The following is a 17,845-nucleotide window of genomic DNA, read 5'->3' on the forward strand; positions in this document are numbered from 1 at the left end:
GGTAGGGACTTCGCGAGTATCAAATCATCTTTTGATAAAGGTCGCCCCAATCCGGGTTCCGCGCCATGATCGTGCGGGTCTTCCAGGCGCAGTACCAGCGCTTCATCGAGGTCTCGCGCTGGATCGCGAGCCTTGATCCCGGCATGCCATTCGTACCAGACGAGGCGTTTGAGGCCGTATCGCTTGGTGTCGGCAGAGGGCCGGCCATGGCGATGCAGGTGTCATGTCGGCATACGCCCGCCTCGATCACCCCCAGACCGTTCCTCCGGACTGCGTCTACGCCTTGCGCGATTCCGACCGTTTTCTACTCGGCGCGCCTAGCCACGCGACCACACCACACACTGGCTTGGCATTGTCTGCAAACCTTCCTGCCATGGCTGGTCGGTCCCTGATCCGGGCGCGCCATCACCAAGGCCAAAAGGCTGCAAGACCAACAGCCCGAAGGCTCTTCGACCTTGGTCCATAGCTCCAGGAATGCACCGCCCGTATCCTTTCGCATGGATGGTGCTCGAGGGGATGGCCATGGGACAGGCATTCGAGATTTCCGATGGTACGGTCACCATCTCCCGACGGGCCGCTCTTGCAGGCGCTGCTCTCTTGGCCGGCGCCCTGGTCGCTTCCGCATCGGCTGAGGCGCTCGATCTGCCCCGACAGAAGGTTGATCTCGTCTCGCCGCCCTTCGTTCATGCTCACGAGCAGGCGACCAAGCTGGGCCCAAGGATCATGGAGTTCAGGCTCTGGGTCGAGGAGAAGAAGATCGTCATCGATGATGAGGGCACGACGCTGCAGGCCATGACCTTCAACGGGTCGGTCCCCGGGCCGCTCCTTGTCGTGCACGAGGGCGACTATGTCGAGGTGACGCTCGCCAACCCCGACACCAACGCGATGACGCACAATATCGACTTCCATGCTGCCGCCGGCGCATCAGGCGGTGCCGACCTGACCTTGATCAACCCCGGGGAGCAGGTCGTATTGCGCTGGAAGGCAACCCGGACGGGGGTGTTCGCCTATCACTGTATCCCGGGTGCCATGACACCCTGGCACATCACCTCGGGAATGAGCGGCGCCGTGATGGTGCTGCCGCGGGACGGTCTCAAGGACGCGGCTGGACGGCCGCTCCACTACGATCGCGTCTACTACATCGGTGAGCACGACTATTACGTGCCGCGCGACGAGAAGGGCAAGTTCAAGCACTACGACACGCATGGCGACGCCTACATCGACACGATGGAGGTCATGCGAAAGCTGGTGCCAAGTCATGTCGTGTTCAACGGCGCGGTCGGAGCCCTGACGGGCAAGAACGCCATGCCGGCAAAGGTCGGTGAGAACGTGCTGATCGTTCACTCCCAGGCCAGCCGCGACACGCGTCCGCATCTGGTCGGCGGCTTCGGCGACTACGTCTGGGAGACCGGCAAGTTCTCGAACCCTCCCGAGACCAATCTCGAAACCTGGTTCATTCGGGGCGGGTCCGCAGGCGCGGCACTCACCAGGTTCCTTCAGCCCGGCATTGTCGGCTACGTGAACCACAACATGATCGAGGCCTTCGAGCTTGGTGCGACAGCCCATTTCAGGGTCGAGGGCCAGTGGAATGATGACCTGATGACTCAGGTGAAGGCCCCCGAGCCGATCGTGAGCAACGTCGCGCGCAAATGATCTGACCGTCACTCGCCTTGGGCCGTCGGACGGCCGCCTCGGGAGGCACCATGCTGTCCGCGTTCAAACTCATGGCCCTGGCCAGCGCGGTGCTGGCGCCCATCGCGATCTCGGCCTTTGCGCCCGGATATGGCACGGGCCTGGCGACATCGCGTGTGCCGCTTCCGGAGTTCGTAGAGCTGCGGGCCGGCGCATTCCTCTTCCGCGCCAACGGTGAGTTCTTGCGGGACGGGAAGCCGATCAAGGCGCCGATTGTGGCGGTTGCGGTCGACAGGACACTGGCCGTGATGAAAAATCAGGTCACGGTCGCGGACTATCTGCGCTGCGTCAAGGCCCGGGCATGCCCGATGGTGGGCCCCGGTGCTGCAGCCGACCGTCCCGTCGTCGGAGTGAGCTGGCGGGACACTCAGGCCTATGCGTCCTGGCTGTCACGCGAGACAGGGGCGACGTTCCGGCTGCCGACAGACGAAGAGTGGGCCTATGCGGCCGCGAGCCGATTCCACGACGATGCCTTGCCGGAAAACCTCGATAGCGGCGACCCCGGCCAGCGGGCGCTTGCGATCTATGACAGGGACGCGAGCCGCGTGACGACGGTCGCGAAGGCGCCGCAACCGATTGGACGTTTCGGCGCGAACGAAAATGGTCTTCTCGATATGGCCGGCAATGTCTGGGAATGGACCGACAGCTGTTTTCAGCGCATCACCGTTGATGCTGCGGGTGTGAGGACGGCCGCCGTGGCCAATTGCGGGGTTCGCGTCGTTGAGGGCCGTCATCGGGCCTACATGGCGGATTTCGTTCGCGATGCGCGTGCCGGCGGCTGCTTGTCGGGTACGCCTCCGAGCAATCTCGGCTTCCGGCTTGTGCGTGACGACGTTTCCTGGCCCGGATTGCGCTTTGTCCTGCGTTTGGTCCAGCCGGCCTCGAGCTAAGGCATCGGCCCGAAAAGTGGATTGCGGTTTTCGGGAAAGTCGATGCAAACACAGTAGGTTAGACCATCGGGCCGGATATGATATCCGGTCCGATGGCCTAGGCGACGTTCAGCGTATCAGAGGCGTCCCGGGCCTCTTGCCGGACCAGCGGCTCGCTCGTTGATGTGTACGACGCCGCGGTGGTATCGGCACCGATGGTTTTGGGGCACCGCCACCGCGCGAACGCGGCGCTCGCCGGCGTCAACTCTGCGGCGCGAGCTTGACCACGCAGCCATAGGCCTTGGTCGCGGCCTCGGAGACCGGCTTGCCGGCCTTCATTTCTGCCACCGCCTGGCGCACATAGCTCTTGGCGCCGTTCAGACTGGCGGCGCTGGCCGAGGGCTTGTCGTCAATCGCGCCAGCATAGGCCAGCGTGCCCTTGGCATCGATGATGTACATATGTGGCGTGGTCTGCGCGCGATAGGCACGGCCCATCGCACCCTTGGGGTCGAGCAACAGGTCGCTGGGGGCGGCGTTGCGCGAGGCGGTCAGCTCCTTGGCCTGGGCGGCCGTGACATGGCCCTGCTCGCCCGGCGGCGAGGAGACGACGCTCAGCCAGACGATGCCCTCCTTCGTCATGTCGCGCTGCAGGCTCTGCATCGTACCGCTATTGTAGTGTTTGCGGACATAGGGGCAGTCGTGATTGGTCCATTCCAGGATCACGGTCTTGCCCGCGAATTCGGACAATGACCGCGTCCGACCCTCGAGATCGACCGCCGAGAAGGCGGGAGCCGGCGCACCGACCCGCGGGCCGCCCTGCGCGAGCGCCGGGCCTGCTGCGAGGGAGAGGCCCGCAAGGACCAGGCCCGCGATGAAACTCTGACGTGTCACAGCTGTCATGTCTGCCTCCGTCTTCGGGGGATCAGGGTCCGTTCTGGGCGGTTTTCGCCTCTTTGCCGGCGGCGCGGCCGGCAGCCTCGATCAACATATCCGTGGTCAGCAGTTGCGGCAGAACCTCGGCCTGCCCGCCCCTCGTGCCGGGATAGAACAGGTAGAGCGGCACGCCAGCCCGGCCATGCTCGGCGAGCGCGGCCGCGATGGTGGCATTACGGTTGGTCCAGTCGGCCTTGAGATAGGCGACGTTCAGCTTGGCAAAGGCGTCCTTGACCTCTTGCCGGACCAGCGCGACCCGCTCATTGGCGAGGCAGGTGATGCACCAGGCTGCGGTGAAGTTGACGAAGACCGGACGCCCTTCGGCTTGCAGCGCTGAGACGCGCTCGGGAGACCAGGCCTCGATCTCGCCGGCCCGTGCTGGGTCCGTCGCACTTGGAACGGCGCTCTGCAGCACGAAGGCCCCGGCGCTGACGGCGACGAACAGGGCGACCGCCGAAAGGGCAATGCGTGTCCGCCCGCCGGCACCGCGGCCGAGGCCGAGCAGCCAGACGAGGAAGCCGGCTGCGAGGATCGCCGCCAGAGCGGCGAGCACGCCGCCGGGCCCGGCCTGGACCGAGGCGACCCAGACCAGCCAGGTCGCGGTCGCGAACATCGGGAAGGCAAAGGCCTGTTTGAGGATCACCATCCAGCGGCCGGGCTTTGGCAGCATGCGTAGCCAGCCGGGAGCGAAGGACAGGATGACCACCGGCGCGGCAAAGCCGAGCGCCAGGGCCAGGAAGACCGCAAGCGCGATCTGCGGTGGCTGCGTCACGGCATATCCCATCGCCGCGCCCATGAAGGGGGCGGTGCAGGGCGTCGCGACGATGACGGCGAGCCCCCCGGTCATGAAGGCGCCCAAGCGTCCGCCGCTGGAGGCAAGCCCGTGCCCGGCGCCCTGGACGGAGCCGCCGATCTCGAACGCGCCGAGCAGATTGAGGCCAATCAGCACCATGATGACGGCAAGCGCGATCACCACCGGCGGCGATTGCAACTGGAAACCCCAGCCGATGCTGGTGCCCAGCGCTGCCAGCGTGATCACCGCGCCGGCAAGGATGATGAAGCTGGCAAGAACGCCGCAGAGGAAGAGCAGGCCCTGCTCGCGAACCTCGGCGCGGCTCGCCTGCGCGGCCTGGGCGAAGCCGAGCGCCTTGATGAACAGCACCGGCAGCACGCAGGGCATCAGGTTGAGGATCAGCCCGCCGGCGAAGGCAAAGGCCAGTGCCGCCCAGAGCGTCAGGTTGCTTTCGGGCGCCGTGGCGACGCGCACTACGGCCGGGGCTTTGGCAATTTGCGGCGCCTCTGCCGCAGCGGTAGAGTTGACCAGCGCAGGCTCGACATCGGCCATCAGGCTGAGCGCACGCGGCACGCCGGCCTCGCGATAGGTGATGACCCCGCCAAGTTCGGTCTCGCCGACCTTGAACGAGCTGGAACGGGTAAGTTGCAAGGTCGTGCCGCCGGCAGTGTTCGTCGCGGTCTGCGGGGCGGCATGCTCGATCAAGGTCTCGAGCAGCGGGAAGTAACGCAGCTCTTCGACGGGCTGCGCGAGGCCCGGCAGCGCGAGGGCGAGCGCATCACCGTCCTGCGTCAGCTTCGCCCGGAAGGCGGCAGGCTGCGGCAGCGCGGCGCGGGCCGCATCGATCCGCGACTGCGCCGCCTCATCGGCGACCGGGGCCGTGCCGACCTTGAGATCAAGCGTGAAGGAGCCTTCCTCGGGAATGCAGATCTTTTCGCAGACCAGCCAGGTCGCGTTCGCCTTGAGGGTCAAGCGCTCGCCCGGCTGTGCGCCTTCGGGAACGCTGATCTCCACCGGCAGCAGCACGGCATCGCTGAAGCCGAAATTGACGAGCGGCTCGACCGGGAGCGCCTTCGGCGCCGGCCACTGGATCGCACCGGCGTTGAAGCCTGTGGGCAATGTCCACGCGATCCGCGTCGGCTCGCCGGAATCGCCGGGATTGGCCCAGTAGGTGTGCCAGCCCTTGGCGATCTTCTGGCTGAGCGCGACCTGGAAGCGCTCGCCGGGCGCAACGACGTCGCGGCTGGAGAGCAGGGTCGCAGTGACGCGGGGGCTGGTGACCGCAGCAGATTCGGCGGCGAGGGCGGCGCCGGGCAGGAGCAGCGCGAGAATGAGAAGGCCCCGCCGCAGCAAGTCGTTTGTAATGCGCTCGACCATGTCTTCCGTCATCAAATCCGTAAAAGCCTCAGCTCACCTGCCCCAGATTGGCGCCACGCGCCAATGACAAGCCGGTGATAGCGCGTGAGCAGGGCCTTCTTCGGGCATCAGGCGCAAGGATGTCCCGCGCCATGATGTCGCTTCGCGCAAGGGAGTCTTGTCATTTCGGGCGAGCGGCGCAGCGGCGCCGACCCCGAAGCCATCATAGCCCCCGAGGCCTTTCGATGGCTTTAGGAGCTAGGCTGCGCTTCGGCTGGATCGACGACGTGGCGGGACCGCCGGTCAGATCGCGGCGCCATCCGCGACGATATCGGCGCCAAGTCCCCGGCGCACCGCGCGCACGATCTCGGTCTCGGCTGCAGCCCCGCGGCGGCGCGGGCGGGGAGCCGTGATCCGATGCTCGGCGATGATCTGGCCCGGTGCGCCGGAGAGCACGACGACGCGGTCGGCGAGATAGGCAGCCTCGTCGATGTCATGCGTGACGAAGAGCACGGTCTTGCCGGTGCTCTGCCAGACGCGGATCAGCTCGTCCTGCAGGGTTTCGCGCGTCAGCGCGTCCAGCGCCGAGAACGGCTCATCCATCAGCAGGATTTCCGGCTCGACCGCCAGCGCGCGCGCCAGCGAGACGCGCTGGCGCTGGCCGCCCGAGAGCTGGTGGGGCCAGCGCTGTGCGAGCTGACCGAGCCCCACCAGATCGAGCATCTCCTGTGCCTGCTTGAGCCGCGCGGGGCGCGAAGTCCGCCCCTCGAGCCCAAAGCCGACATTGGAGATCACCTTGCGCCAGGGCAGCAGGCGCGAATCCTGGAAGACCAGCGCGACTGGCCGGCGCGCCCGGCCCCTGGCATGGAAGACGACTTCGCCGCCGCTCGGCCTGGCGAGGCCGGCGATGACGCGCAGCAGGGTCGACTTGCCGACGCCGGATGGGCCGACAATGGCGAGGAATTCGCCGCGCGCGACCTGCAGGTCCAGCTTGTGCAGCACCTCGGTCGCTTCCCCGTCGCGGGTGAAGGTCAGCGACAGAGCCTTGACGTCGATCACGCTTTCCATCGCAGCACCCATCCCTGGAAGGCGACGAAGGCGGTGTCGAGCAGGCCGTAAAGCGCAGCCATGGTCAGCATGTAGATCACCACGATATCGGTCGCGAGCAGGCTGGAGGCCTGCATCATGCGCTGGCCGACGCCGGCGACGCCAAAGATCTCGGCGGCAACCACCGCCATCCAGGCCTGGCCGAGCGCGGTGCGGACGCCGACCAGAATGCCGGGCATTGCGGCCGGCAGCAGGATCTTGCTCAAGCGTTGCCAGGACGATCGGAAGCCAAAGGCATCCGCGACCTCGATCAGGTCACGGTCGACGCCGCGGATCCCGCCCTGCGCCGCAAAGAAGACGATCCAGAACACGCCGATGGCGATGATGAAGACCGCCGCCGATGGATTGACCCCGAACCAGATGATGGCGAAGGGCACCCAGGCGAGACCGGGGATCGGCCGAAGGACGCGCACGACCCAGGCCGTGGCCTCTTCCGCGGTGCGCGACATGCCGACGAGCACGCCGCTGGCGATGCCGAGGCCGGCGCCGACGACGAGGCCCGTGAAATAATGGCCGAGCGAGCCGCCGATCGCCGACAGCCACGCGCCCGAGGTGACCTCGCGCCAGAATGCCTTCGGCAAGGCAGACGGGCCGGGCAGGAAGGCCGGGTTCACCAGGCCGAGGAAGGGGATCGCCTCCCAGAGCAGCAGAAAGGCGAGGAGGCCTGCAAGGGCGAGGGCCGGAGCCCTGAGCGAAGTCAAGATCAGCCGCCGGATTCTGTCAGAGGGTCTTGATGGCGCGCTCGTAATACTGGGTCTCGAACAGGCCGTCGAAAGGCAGTTCCTTCTCGAGCGAGCCGAGTTTGACCTGGTAGGCCTGCATGGCACGCGACGGCTCGATGATGACGCGCGGATCGATCTGAAACTTGCTGGCGGGCGAGGTCAGTGCCTGCCGGATCAGGGCCGGGTCGACGATGCCCTTGCCAAGCGCCGCGCCGACATGCGGGGCAGCCTTGTCGGGGGCCTTGGCGATCAGTGCGGCGGCCCGCACGAGGCTCGTCACCAGCTTCTGCACGGCATCCGGATTCTTGGTGACGAAATCGCCTGACGCCGCGACCACCGTGCCGGGCTGCCCGGGAAACAGCTCCTCGCCACCGGCAATCAGCTTGATGCCGGGATTGCGGGTCTGGATGATCGACAGGGCTGGTTCGCGCACGATCGCGCCCTCGACGGCTGCAGCGAGTACGGCCTGCTGGGTCGCGTCGATGCCCATCGGCACGACCTCGACATCGGCCTTGTCGGCCTTGGCAACCTCCCAGAGCCAATATTGCAGTGTGGTGTTGGGCACCGAGCCGGCCGGCTGGGTCGCAAGCCGGGCCGGCTTGCCGGTGGCGGCCTTATGCGCCTTGAAGGCCGCAGCCGGTGCGGTGCCGGGCGTAAAGTACCTGGCGAGCGCGGGAGCTGCCACGAAGACGTTCTCGGCGATCGCTGTTGCGGCCACGACGCGGATGTCGACGCCGCGCGAACGGGCGACGGCAAGCGGTGCGATGCCCGCGACATAGAGGTCGATCGTGCCCGAGGCGAGGGCCTGGATCATGTTCGGACCGGATTCGAAAACCGTGAAGGTGGCATTGATGCCGGCCTCCTTGAGCCAGCCTTCACCATTGGCGACGAAGACGGGCGCTGTGCCGATGACCGGGATGTAGCCGACACGGGCAGTCACGCCACTCTGGGCCCATGCAGCGCCGGCGAGGGGAGTGCTCGCGAGAAGCGAGGAGCCGGCGAGCAGAAACTGGCGGCGATCCATCGATCCATCCTTCATGAAAAGCGGTCCGGCAAGAACGCCGGTTGACAGATTGAGAAAAGGATTTTCTATCTGAATGCAAGATGCGGGCATCGAAAAGTTAAATTTTCTCTCGATGACCAATTCAATAGGAAATTAATTCTCCAATTGATGGGCTGAGAGAATGGATGCGATCGACCGGAAAATCCTGACAGTCCTGCAAGCCGATGCGAACATCTCGATCGCCGAGCTGGCCGATCGCGTCGGGCTCTCGCAGACGCCATGCTGGAAGCGGATTCAGCGGCTGGAGGCGACGGGAGTCATCACCAAACGTGTCGCGCTGGTGGCGCCGGAGAAGATCGGACTCGGGCTCACCGTCTTCGTCCAGATCGAGACCGCCGACCATTCCGGCCCCTGGCTGGAAAAATTCGCGCAGATGGTCGCGTCGATGCCGGAGGTCATGGAGTTCTACCGGATGGCCGGCGATGTCGACTACATGCTGCGCGTGGTGGTCGCCGACATGGCAGCCTATGACGGGTTCTACAAGCGGCTGATCGAAACGATTCCGCTGAAGAACGTCACCTCCCGCTTCGCGATGGAGCGGATCAAGGCGACCACGGCCTACAAGGTTCCGGACCTGCCGAAAGTGTAAGGGTCGGGCCTACTGGGTCGGAACGGCAACGGGCGGTGCGACCGGGCGAGCCACTGCCGGTCGCGCCGGCTTGGGCCGTTCTGGCTTCGGCTCGGGCAGGCCAAGGCGGGCGCGGATGGCGGCAGCCTTGGCCTCGGTGATGCGCGCGGCACAGAAGCCGAGCAAGCCTTCGCGCTGGAAATCACGGCAGGTCAGTTCGCGCTCGGACGTGAACCCGGCCTGCTCGCGCGCAATGCTGCGCTGAGTGCTCAGATCACCCTTGGCTGCGAGGGCGCGAAAGCCCTCGCGCACGGCGCGCTCCGCCCTGCCGCGCTCGGATTCGATCTCCTTGGCGCGGGCCGAGAGAGTGCGTGCATCGGGGCCCCAGAGCCCGCGCGGATCGATTCGGCAGGCGGCGGCCTCGATGACGCAGGGTTGCTCTGGCTCGACCACCAGAAAGGCGCCGTCCAGGACGTCGAATACGATCGGGCAGGCCGAGGCTTCCAGCTTGTAGCGCGGCACGCCGGCCGGCTTGCCGAGCGATGTTGCCGGCAGCGGCGCATCGCCGAATGAAATGGCACAGGGCTCTGTCAGGTTGGCGGACTGGTAGCCGGCCGCATTGAGCTTGAGGCCAAATCCGGTCGACGTCTTCTCGAACACCGCTTCGCCGGCGCCGCCATTCTGCCGGAGCACGCGGCCGGTGATCGCCTCTTCGGTCGGCACCTTGATGGCCGGCATCGACGGAGTGTGCGGCTTGGCCGGCCCGCCCGTGCCCGGAGGCGCAGTCTGATGTGCTCCGGGGGGATTGAAGGGTTGCGCGCCCGGCAATTGCATCGGCTGAGCCTGGGCAAGTCCACCCGAGCCGGCTGTTGCCAGCATCGCGAAGATCTTGAGGGCTGTGCGGCCGGGTCGGGTCAGCATCGGGTGCCGTGAAATGGTAAACGCAATCTTCTGCATGAATGGGCGAGCGAACGCATGCAAGAGCATCAGCGCAACACTGCCTGGCAATGATGCGGCCACGAACTCTCCCCGCGTGACGCGCGCGGTTGCCGATTCTTAATCCGGCTCCGTGTCTTGCAAGGGCGGGAACACCCTCACTATATACGCCGCCAAGAGGCGGTTTGACGACCGCGAAACGTGGAATGCCGGTTCCGTTTGCCGCGTAAGGCGGGGGCGGGCCGGTCCATGGGCCGGCAGGCGGTGCGAAATGCGTCGCCGGTCGGCGATCTGCTAATCGAAAGGGATCCCGTCCATGGGTAAAGTCATTGGTATCGACCTCGGCACGACGAACTCCTGCGTTGCCGTGATGGAAGGCACTACACCGAAGGTTATCGAGAATTCCGAGGGCGCGCGCACCACGCCCTCCATCGTCGCCATCACCGATGACGGCGAGCGGCTTGTCGGCCAGCCGGCCAAGCGCCAGGCCGTCACCAACCCGGAGCGCACTTTCTTCGCCATCAAGCGCCTGATCGGCCGGACCTTCGAGGATCCGATGACGAAGAAGGACATGAATCTTGTCCCCTATCGGATCAAGAAGGCCCCCACGGGCGATGCCTGGGTCGAGGCTGACGGCAAGGATTATTCGCCCTCGCAGATTTCCGCCTTCACCCTGACCAAGATGAAGGAGACCGCCGAGGCCTATCTCGGTCAGCCGGTCACGCAGGCGGTCATCACCGTTCCCGCCTATTTCAACGACGCCCAGCGTCAGGCCACGAAGGATGCCGGTCGCATCGCCGGCCTCGAGGTGCTGCGCATCATCAACGAGCCGACAGCGGCCGCGCTCGCCTATGGCCTGGACAAGAAGTCCACCGGCACGATCGCGGTCTATGACCTCGGCGGCGGCACCTTCGACGTCTCGATCCTCGAGATCGGCGACGGCGTCTTCGAGGTGAAGTCGACCAATGGCGACACCTTCCTGGGTGGCGAAGACTTCGACATGCGCCTCGTCGAGTACCTTGCGGACGAATTCAAGCGCGAGCAGGGCATCGACCTGAAGAAGGACAAGCTCGCCCTGCAGCGCCTGAAGGAAGCTGCCGAGAAGGCCAAGATCGAGCTGTCCAGCGCCGCGCAGACCGAAATCAACCTGCCCTATATCACTGCCGACGCCTCCGGGCCGAAGCACCTCGCCATCAAACTCTCGCGCGCCAAGTTCGAGAGCCTGGTCGAGGATCTGATCCAGCGCACCATCGAGCCTTGCCGCAAGGCGCTCAAGGATGCCGGTCTTTCGGCGGGCCAGATCGACGAGGTCGTTCTCGTCGGCGGCATGACGCGCATGCCGAAGGTCCAGGAGGTGGTGAAGCAGTTCTTCGGCAAGGAGCCGCACAAGGGCGTCAATCCGGACGAGGTCGTCGCCATTGGCGCCGCGATCCAGGCCGGCGTCCTGCAGGGCGACGTCAAGGACGTTCTGCTGCTCGACGTGACCCCGCTTTCGCTCGGCATCGAAACGCTGGGCGGCGTGTTCACGCGCCTGATCGACCGCAACACCACGATCCCGACCAAGAAGAGCCAGGTCTTCTCCACTGCCGAGGACAACCAGGGGGCGGTGACGATCCGGGTCTTCCAGGGCGAGCGCGAGATGGCCGCCGACAACAAGATGCTCGGCCAGTTCGACCTGATGGGCATTCCGCCGGCGCCGCGCGGCATGCCGCAGATCGAGGTGACCTTCGACATCGACGCCAACGGCATCGTCTCGGTGACGGCAAAGGACAAGGCCACCAACAAGGAGCAGCAGATCCGCATCCAGGCTTCCGGTGGTCTCTCCGAGGCCGACATCCAGAAGATGGTGAAGGACGCCGAGGCGAATGCCGCCGAGGACAAGAAGCGCCGCGAACTGGTGGAAGCCAAGAACCAGGGCGAGAGTCTGGTCCACTCCACCGAGAAGTCGCTGAAGGACTATGGCGACAAGGTTTCTGCCGCCGACAAGACAGCGATCGAGACCGCACTGGACGCGCTCAAGGCCGCGCTGGCCGAAGAGAATGTCGAGACGATCAGCTCGCGCACGACCGACCTGATGCAGGCCTCGATGAAGCTCGGTGAAGCCATGTATGCGGCAAGCCAGGCCGAAGGTGCCACGGCTGAAGGCGGCGAAGAGCATGCCGACGCCAAGAAGGACGACGTCATCGACGCCGACTTCAAGGATGTCAGCGACGACAAGAACGACAAGAAGAAGAGCGCCTGATCACGCTCTGACCTCTCCACGACGACCTGGCCGGGCTTGCCCCGGCCATCTCGTTCGGGAAGGGCCTCTTGCAAGGGAAATGTCGTTCTTCTGACGAGTATGGCCGGGTTCCCCCCGGCCATGATGCCGAGAAGAGCGAAGGGGTGGCTGTTTGATGTCCAAACGCGACTACTACGAGATCCTCGGCGTCTCGAAGACGGCTAGCGAGGCGGAGCTCAAGAGTGCTTTCCGCAAGCTCGCCATGCAGTGCCATCCCGATCGCCATCCCGGCGACAAGGGGGCTGAGGCCAAGTTCAAGGAACTGAACGAGGCCTATCAGGTTCTGGCCGATGGCCAGAAGCGCGGCGCCTATGACCGCTATGGCCACCAGGCCTTCGAGAATGGCGGCGGTGGTCCCGGCGGCGGGGCCGATTTCTCCGACTTCATGTCGGACATCTTCGATTCCTTCTTCGGCGATGCGCGCGGCCGCGGGGGACCGCGCGGCGCCAATGGCCGCGAGCGCGGTGCCGATCTCCGCTACAATCTCGAGATCGGGCTGGAGGATGCCTTCGCCGGCAAAAGCGCCTCGATCCGCGTGCCGACCTCGATTGCCTGCGAATCCTGCTCCGGCACCGGCGCCAAGCCGGGCTCGACGTCCCGCCAGTGCCCAACCTGCGGCGGCCATGGCCGCGTGCGCGCCAATCAGGGCTTCTTCTCGGTGGAGCGCACCTGCCCGACCTGCAACGGGCGCGGCGAGGTCATCGACGACCCCTGCAAGAACTGCTCGGGCGCGGGTCGTGTCACCCGCGAGCGCACGCTGTCGGTCAACATTCCGGCCGGTGTCGAGGACGGCACACGTATCCGGCTTGCCGGTGAGGGTGAGGCTGGTTTGCGCGGCGGGCCGGCGGGCGATCTCTACATCTTCCTGTCGATCAGGCCGCATGCGATCTTCCAGCGCGACGGGGCCGACCTGTTCTGCCGCGTGCCGCTTGGCCTGACCTCGGCCGCGCTCGGCGGCGAGATCGAAGTGCCGACGCTGACCGGCGAGAAGGCGCGGGTCAAAATTCCCGAGGGCACCCAGAACGGCAAGCAGTTCCGGCTCAAGGCCAAGGGCATGAGCGTGCTGCGCTCGCGCGAGGTCGGGGATCTCTATATCGAGGTCGTCGTCGAGACGCCGCAGAAGCTGACTGCGCGCCAGCGTGAATTGCTGCTCGAGTTCGAGCGCGAATGCTCAGGCGCGACCCATCCCGAAACCGCCGGCTTCTTTGGCCGCGTCAAGGAGTTCCTGGGCGGCATGAGCGGCGGTGCGGCCTGAGGCCGAGCGCGCAATTGAAAAGGCGGGTAACCCGTCCGGGCACCCGCCTTTCAGATCGCAGGACTGATAGAGATCAGGCCTTGTCGATCACCTTCTTGACCGCATCCTTGGCTTTGCCAACGGCCTGCTGGGCCTCGCCCTTGCGCTCCTGCGCGATCCCCTCCGCCTGAAGCCCCGGCTTGTTCATCGCCTTGCCGACGCCCTGCTTGACGTTGCCAGCGGCCTCGTTGGCCATGCCCTTGATCTTGTCGGCGGTGCTGCCCATGGGTCGTGTTCCTTTGCTGAAAAACGCATGTCGTATCAGTGACTTATGCTGATGAAACGGCTGGGAAGCGCAAAGGTTCCCGAAAAAAATTCAGGCCGCGGATGATCCGGCTGCCATCGCCCTGAGCGCTTCGGCCGTTTCCGGATCGGCCGGAAAGAAGGTTTCCAGCGCCAGTTCCGACAGCGTGATGTCGACCGGCGTGCCGAAGACGGTCGTCGTCGAAATCAGGGACAGCACCTGGTCGCCGACCTTCAACTGCATCGGCACGACGATCGCGGCTTCTGCTTCGGGGTCCGGCGCATGGCCTTTGCGAGCGGGCTGCAGCGGCGCCGGATAGGTCAGCAGCTCGACGAGGAGATCGGCCAGGATCGGATCAGCCGTCGCCCGGATCTGCTGCCTGAGCCTTGCGATCAGGTGACCCCGCCATTCCGCAAGATTGACGATGAAGTGCGCGAGCCCGCCCGGATGCAGGCTGAGTCTCAGCACGTTGACGGGTGGGCGCAGCAGCTCGGCATCGGCGACGAGGCCGAGCAGAGGCGTCACCGCGGCATTGGCGGCGAGCAGTGTCCAGTGCCGGTCGACCGCAACGGCTGGATAGGGTTCGTGCCCCTTCAGCACGAGATCGATCGCCGACTTGGCGGCCTGGAGGCTCGGATCCTCCAGCGACCGTTCGAGATAGACCGGGGCATAGCCCGCAGCGAGCAGCAGGGCGTTACGCTCGCGCAGCGGGACGGCGAGATACTCTGCCAGGTGCAGAACCATATCGCGGCTGGGTGCCGAGCGGCCGCTCTCGATGAAGCTGAGATGCTTCTGGGAGATCTCCGCCTCGAGCGCGAGGTCGAGCTGGCTCAACCGGCGCAACTGGCGCCAGTCGCGGATCAGGTGACCGACGGTGGGTTGATGATGCTTGTTCATGGCGAGAAATCTATCCGGGCTGTCGGTTCGTTCCAATTACCTCCCGCTTAATCGACGGGCCGACACGACAGCATCAGCATGCTCCAACCTCAACTGCCCGGGCCGGCCGCCGAAACGGGCTCACACCAAGGAAACCACGCCATGTCCTCGATCCAGTCCTCGCGTTTCCTCCGCAACGCCCTCGCTCTCGATGCTGCCGCCTGCGCCGCAACCGGTCTGCTGCTCGCCTTCGCTGCTGCCCCGCTCGCCGGACTCCTCGGCTTCCCCGGTGCTTTCCTCCGGGGCGCCGGCCTCGTGCTTCTCCCCTGCGCCGCGCTGCTGGCCCTCTTCTCCGGTCGCGGGACCCTGCCGCGGCTCGCCGTCTATGCGGTGATTGGCATCAACATCCTCTGGATTGCCGACAGCATCCTGATCCTGGTCGCCGGATGGTTTACGCCGACCGGGCTCGGCATCACCTTCGTGCTGGCGCAGGCTGCAGCCGTCGCAATCGTCACCGAACTCGAGATCATCGGCTTCAAGCGCTCGACCGAGGCCACCGTCGCCATCTGAATAGCGAGTCGCAGCCCCTGCACTTTGACGCCTTCCGGCTCTTGCCGGAGGGCGTTGTGCTGTTTTCGCAAAGCCGCTGCGTCGCGGCGTTGTCTTCATGATCGTTGGCTGTGTCGAGGCGATGGCGAACGTCCCCGCCAATCCGCAACCCGACCCGTTGGGGAGGATTCCCGAATGCGGGGGTCTGCGCGCCGTGACGGGGAAGAGGCGAAGCCAGTCGCGGCCGAATAAGGGAGCGCCTGGGCGCCGAGCGCGGGGGCGTCACGAAACTGTCGTGCGCACTCAATAGCTGATGCGGCCTGCACAGTTTCTTGCCCCTACGGAACAGGACCGCCCCATGCGCACCTCTCTCGTTCTCGCGGCTCTCGCATCGGTTCTGCTTGGCGGCACGGCCCTGGCCGAGCCGATGTTCAACCGTATCGCGACCTTCTCGGTGCCGCTCAACCTGCCGGCGGACCGCGACGCGTCCAAGAAGACGGTGTCCGAGATTATCGCCGCCAACGAGGCGGGAACGCTCCTGGCCTATACCGATGCCGAGCAGAAGGCACTCGGCCTGATCGACATCACGTCTGCCTCTGCGCCGAAGCCGGCAGGCTTCATTTCGCTCGAAGGCGAGCCGACCTCGGTCGTGATCCTTGGTGACAAGGCCTTCGCCGTGGTCGTCACCTCCGGCGACAAATTCAAGGAGCCGGCCGGCCATCTTGCCACGGTCGATCTCAAGGCGCGGCAGGTCATTGCCAAATGCGAGCTCGGAGGCCAGCCGGATTCGATCACGCTGACCAAGGACAAGGGCAAGCTCGCCATCATCATCGAGAACGAACGCGACGAGAAGCTGAACAAGGGCGCGCTGCCGCAACTGCCCGGCGGCAACCTAACCCTGATCGGCATCAAGGAGGGCGGCGCCGATTGCGCTTCGCGTCAGGTGGTCGACCTGACGGGCATCTCCGCCATCGAGCCGACCGACCCGGAGCCGGAATTCGTCGACGTCAACCAGGACGGCGTCGCCGTGGTGACGCTGCAGGAGAACAACCATCTCGCCATCGTCGATACCAGGACCGGCAAGATCGTCAGCCATTTCTCGGCTGGCACCGTCGATCTGAAGAACATCGACAAGACCCGCGACGGCGAGATCAAGCCGGTCGAGGACCTCAAGGGCGTCGCCCGCGAGCCGGACGCGGTGCGCTGGATCGACACCGAGCGCTTCGTCACCGCCAATGAAGGCGACTGGAAGGGGGGCTCGCGCGGCTTCACCATCTTCCGCAAGGACGGCACGGTCGAGTTCGATTCAGCCGCGATGGTCGACCATATCGCCATGCGTCACGGCCATTATCCGGAAAAGCGCTCGGCCGCCAAGGGCAGCGAACCGGAAGGGATCGAGGTCGGCACCTACGGCAATGACAAGCTGATCTTCGTCGGCCTCGAGCGTGCCTCGCTCGTGCTCGTCTTCAAGGATGAGGGCGCCGGGAAAGCACCACGCTACCTGCAGGCCCTGCCTGGCGGAATCGGTCCGGAAGGCCTGCTTGCCATCCCGCAGCGCAATCTCCTGGTTTCGGCCTCGGAGACGGATGTCGGCGAGAAGGGCGGCGCCCGCTCCGCAGTGACGATCTATGAGCGCAATGAAGGCCCGGCCGCCTATCCGACGATCGTCTCGCAGGATCATGAGGGCCTGCCGATCGGCTGGGGCGCGCTCTCCGGACTCTCCGCCCATGGCACCACCCCTGGCCGCCTCTTTGCCGTGACCGACAGTGCCTATACGCCGTCCCGCATCCTCGAGATCGACGCCACGCAGAAGCCGGCCAGGATCGTCGCCGGCCTGACCGTGACCAGGGACGGCAAGCTCGCCTCCTATGACCTGGAAGGGATCGCAACCCGCGCCAATGGCGGCTTCTGGCTGGCTTCGGAGGGTAATCCCGAGATCAAGGACAAGCCGACCCGCAACATCCTGCTGCGGGCGACCGCAAAGGGTGAGATCGAGGAGGAGATCCACCTTCCCGAAGAGCTCGACAAGCATGCCGTGCGCTTCGGCTTCGAGGGCGTGGCGGTGACCGGCGAGGGCGCGGACGAGACCGTCTGGCTCGCCGTGCAGCGCGAATGGAAGGACGATCCGAAGGGCAAGACCAAGATCCTGTCCTACAAGCCGGCCAGCAAGCAGTGGGGCGTGCTGCACTACCCGCTGGCCGCTCCGGCAGCCGGTGCCTGGATGGGCCTGTCGGAGTTGACTTATCTCGGCAATGAAACCTTTGCCGTGATCGAGCGCGACAATCTCTTCGGCGCCAAGGCGGTGAAGACGTTGGCCACCTTCTCGGTCAAGGGCCTGTCGCCGGCGGCAATCGGCTCGGCCGTTATCCCGACCGTCGAGAAGAAGCTGCTGCGCGACCTCAGCCCGGATCTGATGAAGGCCGGTGGCTATGGGCTCGACAAGGTCGAGGGCATGACGGTCGACAAGGTCGGCAACCTCTTTGTTGCCACAGACAATGACGGTGTCGACGATTCCTCGGGCGAGACCCAGTTCTTCGCCTTCGGCAAGACCGGACAGTAAAG

General features: G+C 65.6%; 16 protein-coding genes. 7 read left to right on the plus strand and 9 right to left on the minus strand.

The window, feature by feature from the left end; all coding sequences use genetic code 11:
- Positions 1 to 19: 19 nt before the first annotated feature.
- On the minus strand, positions 20 to 250 hold the full coding sequence (locus tag FG93_RS33410; protein ID WP_210165825.1) for a hypothetical protein: 231 nt from the start codon (positions 248 to 250) through the stop codon (positions 20 to 22).
- Between the two features lie 272 nt (positions 251 to 522).
- On the opposite strand from FG93_RS33410, the gene nirK reads away from it, so the two are divergent.
- Both nirK and FG93_RS09995 read left to right on the plus strand, forming a co-directional pair.
- Positions 523 to 1,653, plus strand: coding sequence for a copper-containing nitrite reductase (gene nirK, locus FG93_RS09990; protein ID WP_052513600.1), 1,131 nt, complete (start codon positions 523 to 525; stop codon positions 1,651 to 1,653).
- Positions 1,654 to 1,703: 50 nt separating this feature from the next.
- Positions 1,704 to 2,582 (plus strand): SUMF1/EgtB/PvdO family nonheme iron enzyme, encoded by an 879-nt coding sequence (locus tag FG93_RS09995; RefSeq protein WP_052513601.1) that lies wholly within the window; start codon positions 1,704 to 1,706, stop codon positions 2,580 to 2,582.
- 240 nt (positions 2,583 to 2,822) lie between these two features.
- Here the strand turns inward: FG93_RS09995 and FG93_RS10000 are convergent, their stop codons facing one another.
- From FG93_RS10000 to FG93_RS10020, 5 genes are all read right to left on the minus strand, one after another.
- Complete coding sequence (locus tag FG93_RS10000; RefSeq protein ID WP_043234126.1) at positions 2,823 to 3,461, minus strand: redoxin domain-containing protein; 639 nt, start codon at positions 3,459 to 3,461, stop codon at positions 2,823 to 2,825.
- A 22-nt stretch (positions 3,462 to 3,483) separates the two neighbouring features.
- On the minus strand, positions 3,484 to 5,664 hold the full coding sequence (locus tag FG93_RS10005) for a protein-disulfide reductase DsbD (RefSeq protein ID WP_043234245.1): 2,181 nt from the start codon (positions 5,662 to 5,664) through the stop codon (positions 3,484 to 3,486).
- A gap of 282 nt (positions 5,665 to 5,946) precedes the next feature.
- On the minus strand, positions 5,947 to 6,711 hold the full coding sequence (locus FG93_RS10010; RefSeq protein ID WP_043234128.1) for an ABC transporter ATP-binding protein: 765 nt from the start codon (positions 6,709 to 6,711) through the stop codon (positions 5,947 to 5,949).
- Positions 6,699 to 7,451: an ABC transporter permease gene (locus FG93_RS10015; RefSeq protein WP_043234129.1), complete on the minus strand. Its 753-nt coding sequence runs from the start codon at positions 7,449 to 7,451 to the stop codon at positions 6,699 to 6,701. Before FG93_RS10015 ends, FG93_RS10010 begins: the two co-directional genes overlap by 13 nt.
- Positions 7,452 to 7,470: 19 nt before the next feature.
- Positions 7,471 to 8,496 (minus strand): ABC transporter substrate-binding protein, encoded by a 1,026-nt coding sequence (locus tag FG93_RS10020; protein WP_043234247.1) that lies wholly within the window; start codon positions 8,494 to 8,496, stop codon positions 7,471 to 7,473.
- 160 nt (positions 8,497 to 8,656) lie between these two features.
- Between FG93_RS10020 and FG93_RS10025 the strand changes: the two genes are divergently transcribed.
- A complete protein-coding gene (locus tag FG93_RS10025; RefSeq protein WP_043234130.1) occupies positions 8,657 to 9,124 on the plus strand; it encodes an Lrp/AsnC family transcriptional regulator in 468 nt (155 codons plus the stop codon).
- 9 nt (positions 9,125 to 9,133) lie between these two features.
- On the opposite strand, the gene FG93_RS10030 is transcribed toward FG93_RS10025, so the two are convergent.
- A complete protein-coding gene (locus FG93_RS10030; protein ID WP_152579382.1) occupies positions 9,134 to 10,024 on the minus strand; it encodes a hypothetical protein in 891 nt (296 codons plus the stop codon).
- 331 nt (positions 10,025 to 10,355) lie between these two features.
- Between FG93_RS10030 and dnaK the strand changes: the two genes are divergently transcribed.
- Together dnaK and dnaJ are read left to right on the plus strand one after the other, a co-directional pair.
- Positions 10,356 to 12,281 (plus strand): molecular chaperone DnaK, encoded by a 1,926-nt coding sequence (dnaK, locus tag FG93_RS10035; RefSeq protein WP_043234132.1) that lies wholly within the window; start codon positions 10,356 to 10,358, stop codon positions 12,279 to 12,281.
- A gap of 154 nt (positions 12,282 to 12,435) precedes the next feature.
- On the plus strand, positions 12,436 to 13,575 hold the full coding sequence (gene dnaJ / locus FG93_RS10040; protein ID WP_043234133.1) for a molecular chaperone DnaJ: 1,140 nt from the start codon (positions 12,436 to 12,438) through the stop codon (positions 13,573 to 13,575).
- A 73-nt stretch (positions 13,576 to 13,648) separates the two neighbouring features.
- On the opposite strand, the gene FG93_RS10045 is transcribed toward dnaJ, so the two are convergent.
- The gene (locus FG93_RS10045; protein ID WP_043234134.1) at positions 13,649 to 13,840 is read right to left on the minus strand and encodes a CsbD family protein; all 192 of its coding nucleotides are present in this window, start codon (positions 13,838 to 13,840) and stop codon (positions 13,649 to 13,651) included.
- A gap of 90 nt (positions 13,841 to 13,930) precedes the next feature.
- Complete coding sequence (locus FG93_RS10050) at positions 13,931 to 14,755, minus strand: helix-turn-helix domain-containing protein (protein ID WP_043234135.1); 825 nt, start codon at positions 14,753 to 14,755, stop codon at positions 13,931 to 13,933.
- A 141-nt stretch (positions 14,756 to 14,896) separates the two neighbouring features.
- On the opposite strand from FG93_RS10050, the gene FG93_RS10055 reads away from it, so the two are divergent.
- Complete coding sequence (locus FG93_RS10055) at positions 14,897 to 15,304, plus strand: hypothetical protein (RefSeq protein WP_043234137.1); 408 nt, start codon at positions 14,897 to 14,899, stop codon at positions 15,302 to 15,304.
- A 337-nt stretch (positions 15,305 to 15,641) separates the two neighbouring features.
- On the plus strand, positions 15,642 to 17,843 hold the full coding sequence (locus FG93_RS10060; RefSeq protein WP_043234138.1) for an esterase-like activity of phytase family protein: 2,202 nt from the start codon (positions 15,642 to 15,644) through the stop codon (positions 17,841 to 17,843).
- Positions 17,844 to 17,845: the final 2 nt, after the last annotated feature.

This window comes from Allobosea sp. LC85 (assembly GCF_000735605.1).
Taxonomy (GTDB): Bacteria; Pseudomonadota; Alphaproteobacteria; order Rhizobiales; family Beijerinckiaceae; genus Allobosea.

Coding starts and splice junctions, on each gene's coding strand:
- FG93_RS10060 (WP_043234138.1), top strand. CDS start 15,642: ATGCGCACCTCTCTCGTTCTCGCGGCTCTCGCATCGGTTCTGCTTGGC.
- FG93_RS10030 (WP_152579382.1), bottom strand. CDS start 10,024: ATGCTGACCCGACCCGGCCGCACAGCCCTCAAGATCTTCGCGATGCTG.
- FG93_RS10045 (WP_043234134.1), bottom strand. CDS start 13,840: ATGGGCAGCACCGCCGACAAGATCAAGGGCATGGCCAACGAGGCCGCT.
- FG93_RS10055 (WP_043234137.1), top strand. CDS start 14,897: ATGTCCTCGATCCAGTCCTCGCGTTTCCTCCGCAACGCCCTCGCTCTC.
- FG93_RS10010 (WP_043234128.1), bottom strand. CDS start 6,711: ATGGAAAGCGTGATCGACGTCAAGGCTCTGTCGCTGACCTTCACCCGC.
- FG93_RS10005 (WP_043234245.1), bottom strand. CDS start 5,664: ATGGTCGAGCGCATTACAAACGACTTGCTGCGGCGGGGCCTTCTCATT.
- FG93_RS10000 (WP_043234126.1), bottom strand. CDS start 3,461: ATGACAGCTGTGACACGTCAGAGTTTCATCGCGGGCCTGGTCCTTGCG.
- FG93_RS10050 (WP_043234135.1), bottom strand. CDS start 14,755: ATGAACAAGCATCATCAACCCACCGTCGGTCACCTGATCCGCGACTGG.
- FG93_RS10025 (WP_043234130.1), top strand. CDS start 8,657: ATGGATGCGATCGACCGGAAAATCCTGACAGTCCTGCAAGCCGATGCG.
- nirK (WP_052513600.1), top strand. CDS start 523: ATGGGACAGGCATTCGAGATTTCCGATGGTACGGTCACCATCTCCCGA.
- dnaK (WP_043234132.1), top strand. CDS start 10,356: ATGGGTAAAGTCATTGGTATCGACCTCGGCACGACGAACTCCTGCGTT.
- FG93_RS09995 (WP_052513601.1), top strand. CDS start 1,704: ATGCTGTCCGCGTTCAAACTCATGGCCCTGGCCAGCGCGGTGCTGGCG.
- FG93_RS10020 (WP_043234247.1), bottom strand. CDS start 8,496: ATGGATCGCCGCCAGTTTCTGCTCGCCGGCTCCTCGCTTCTCGCGAGC.
- dnaJ (WP_043234133.1), top strand. CDS start 12,436: ATGTCCAAACGCGACTACTACGAGATCCTCGGCGTCTCGAAGACGGCT.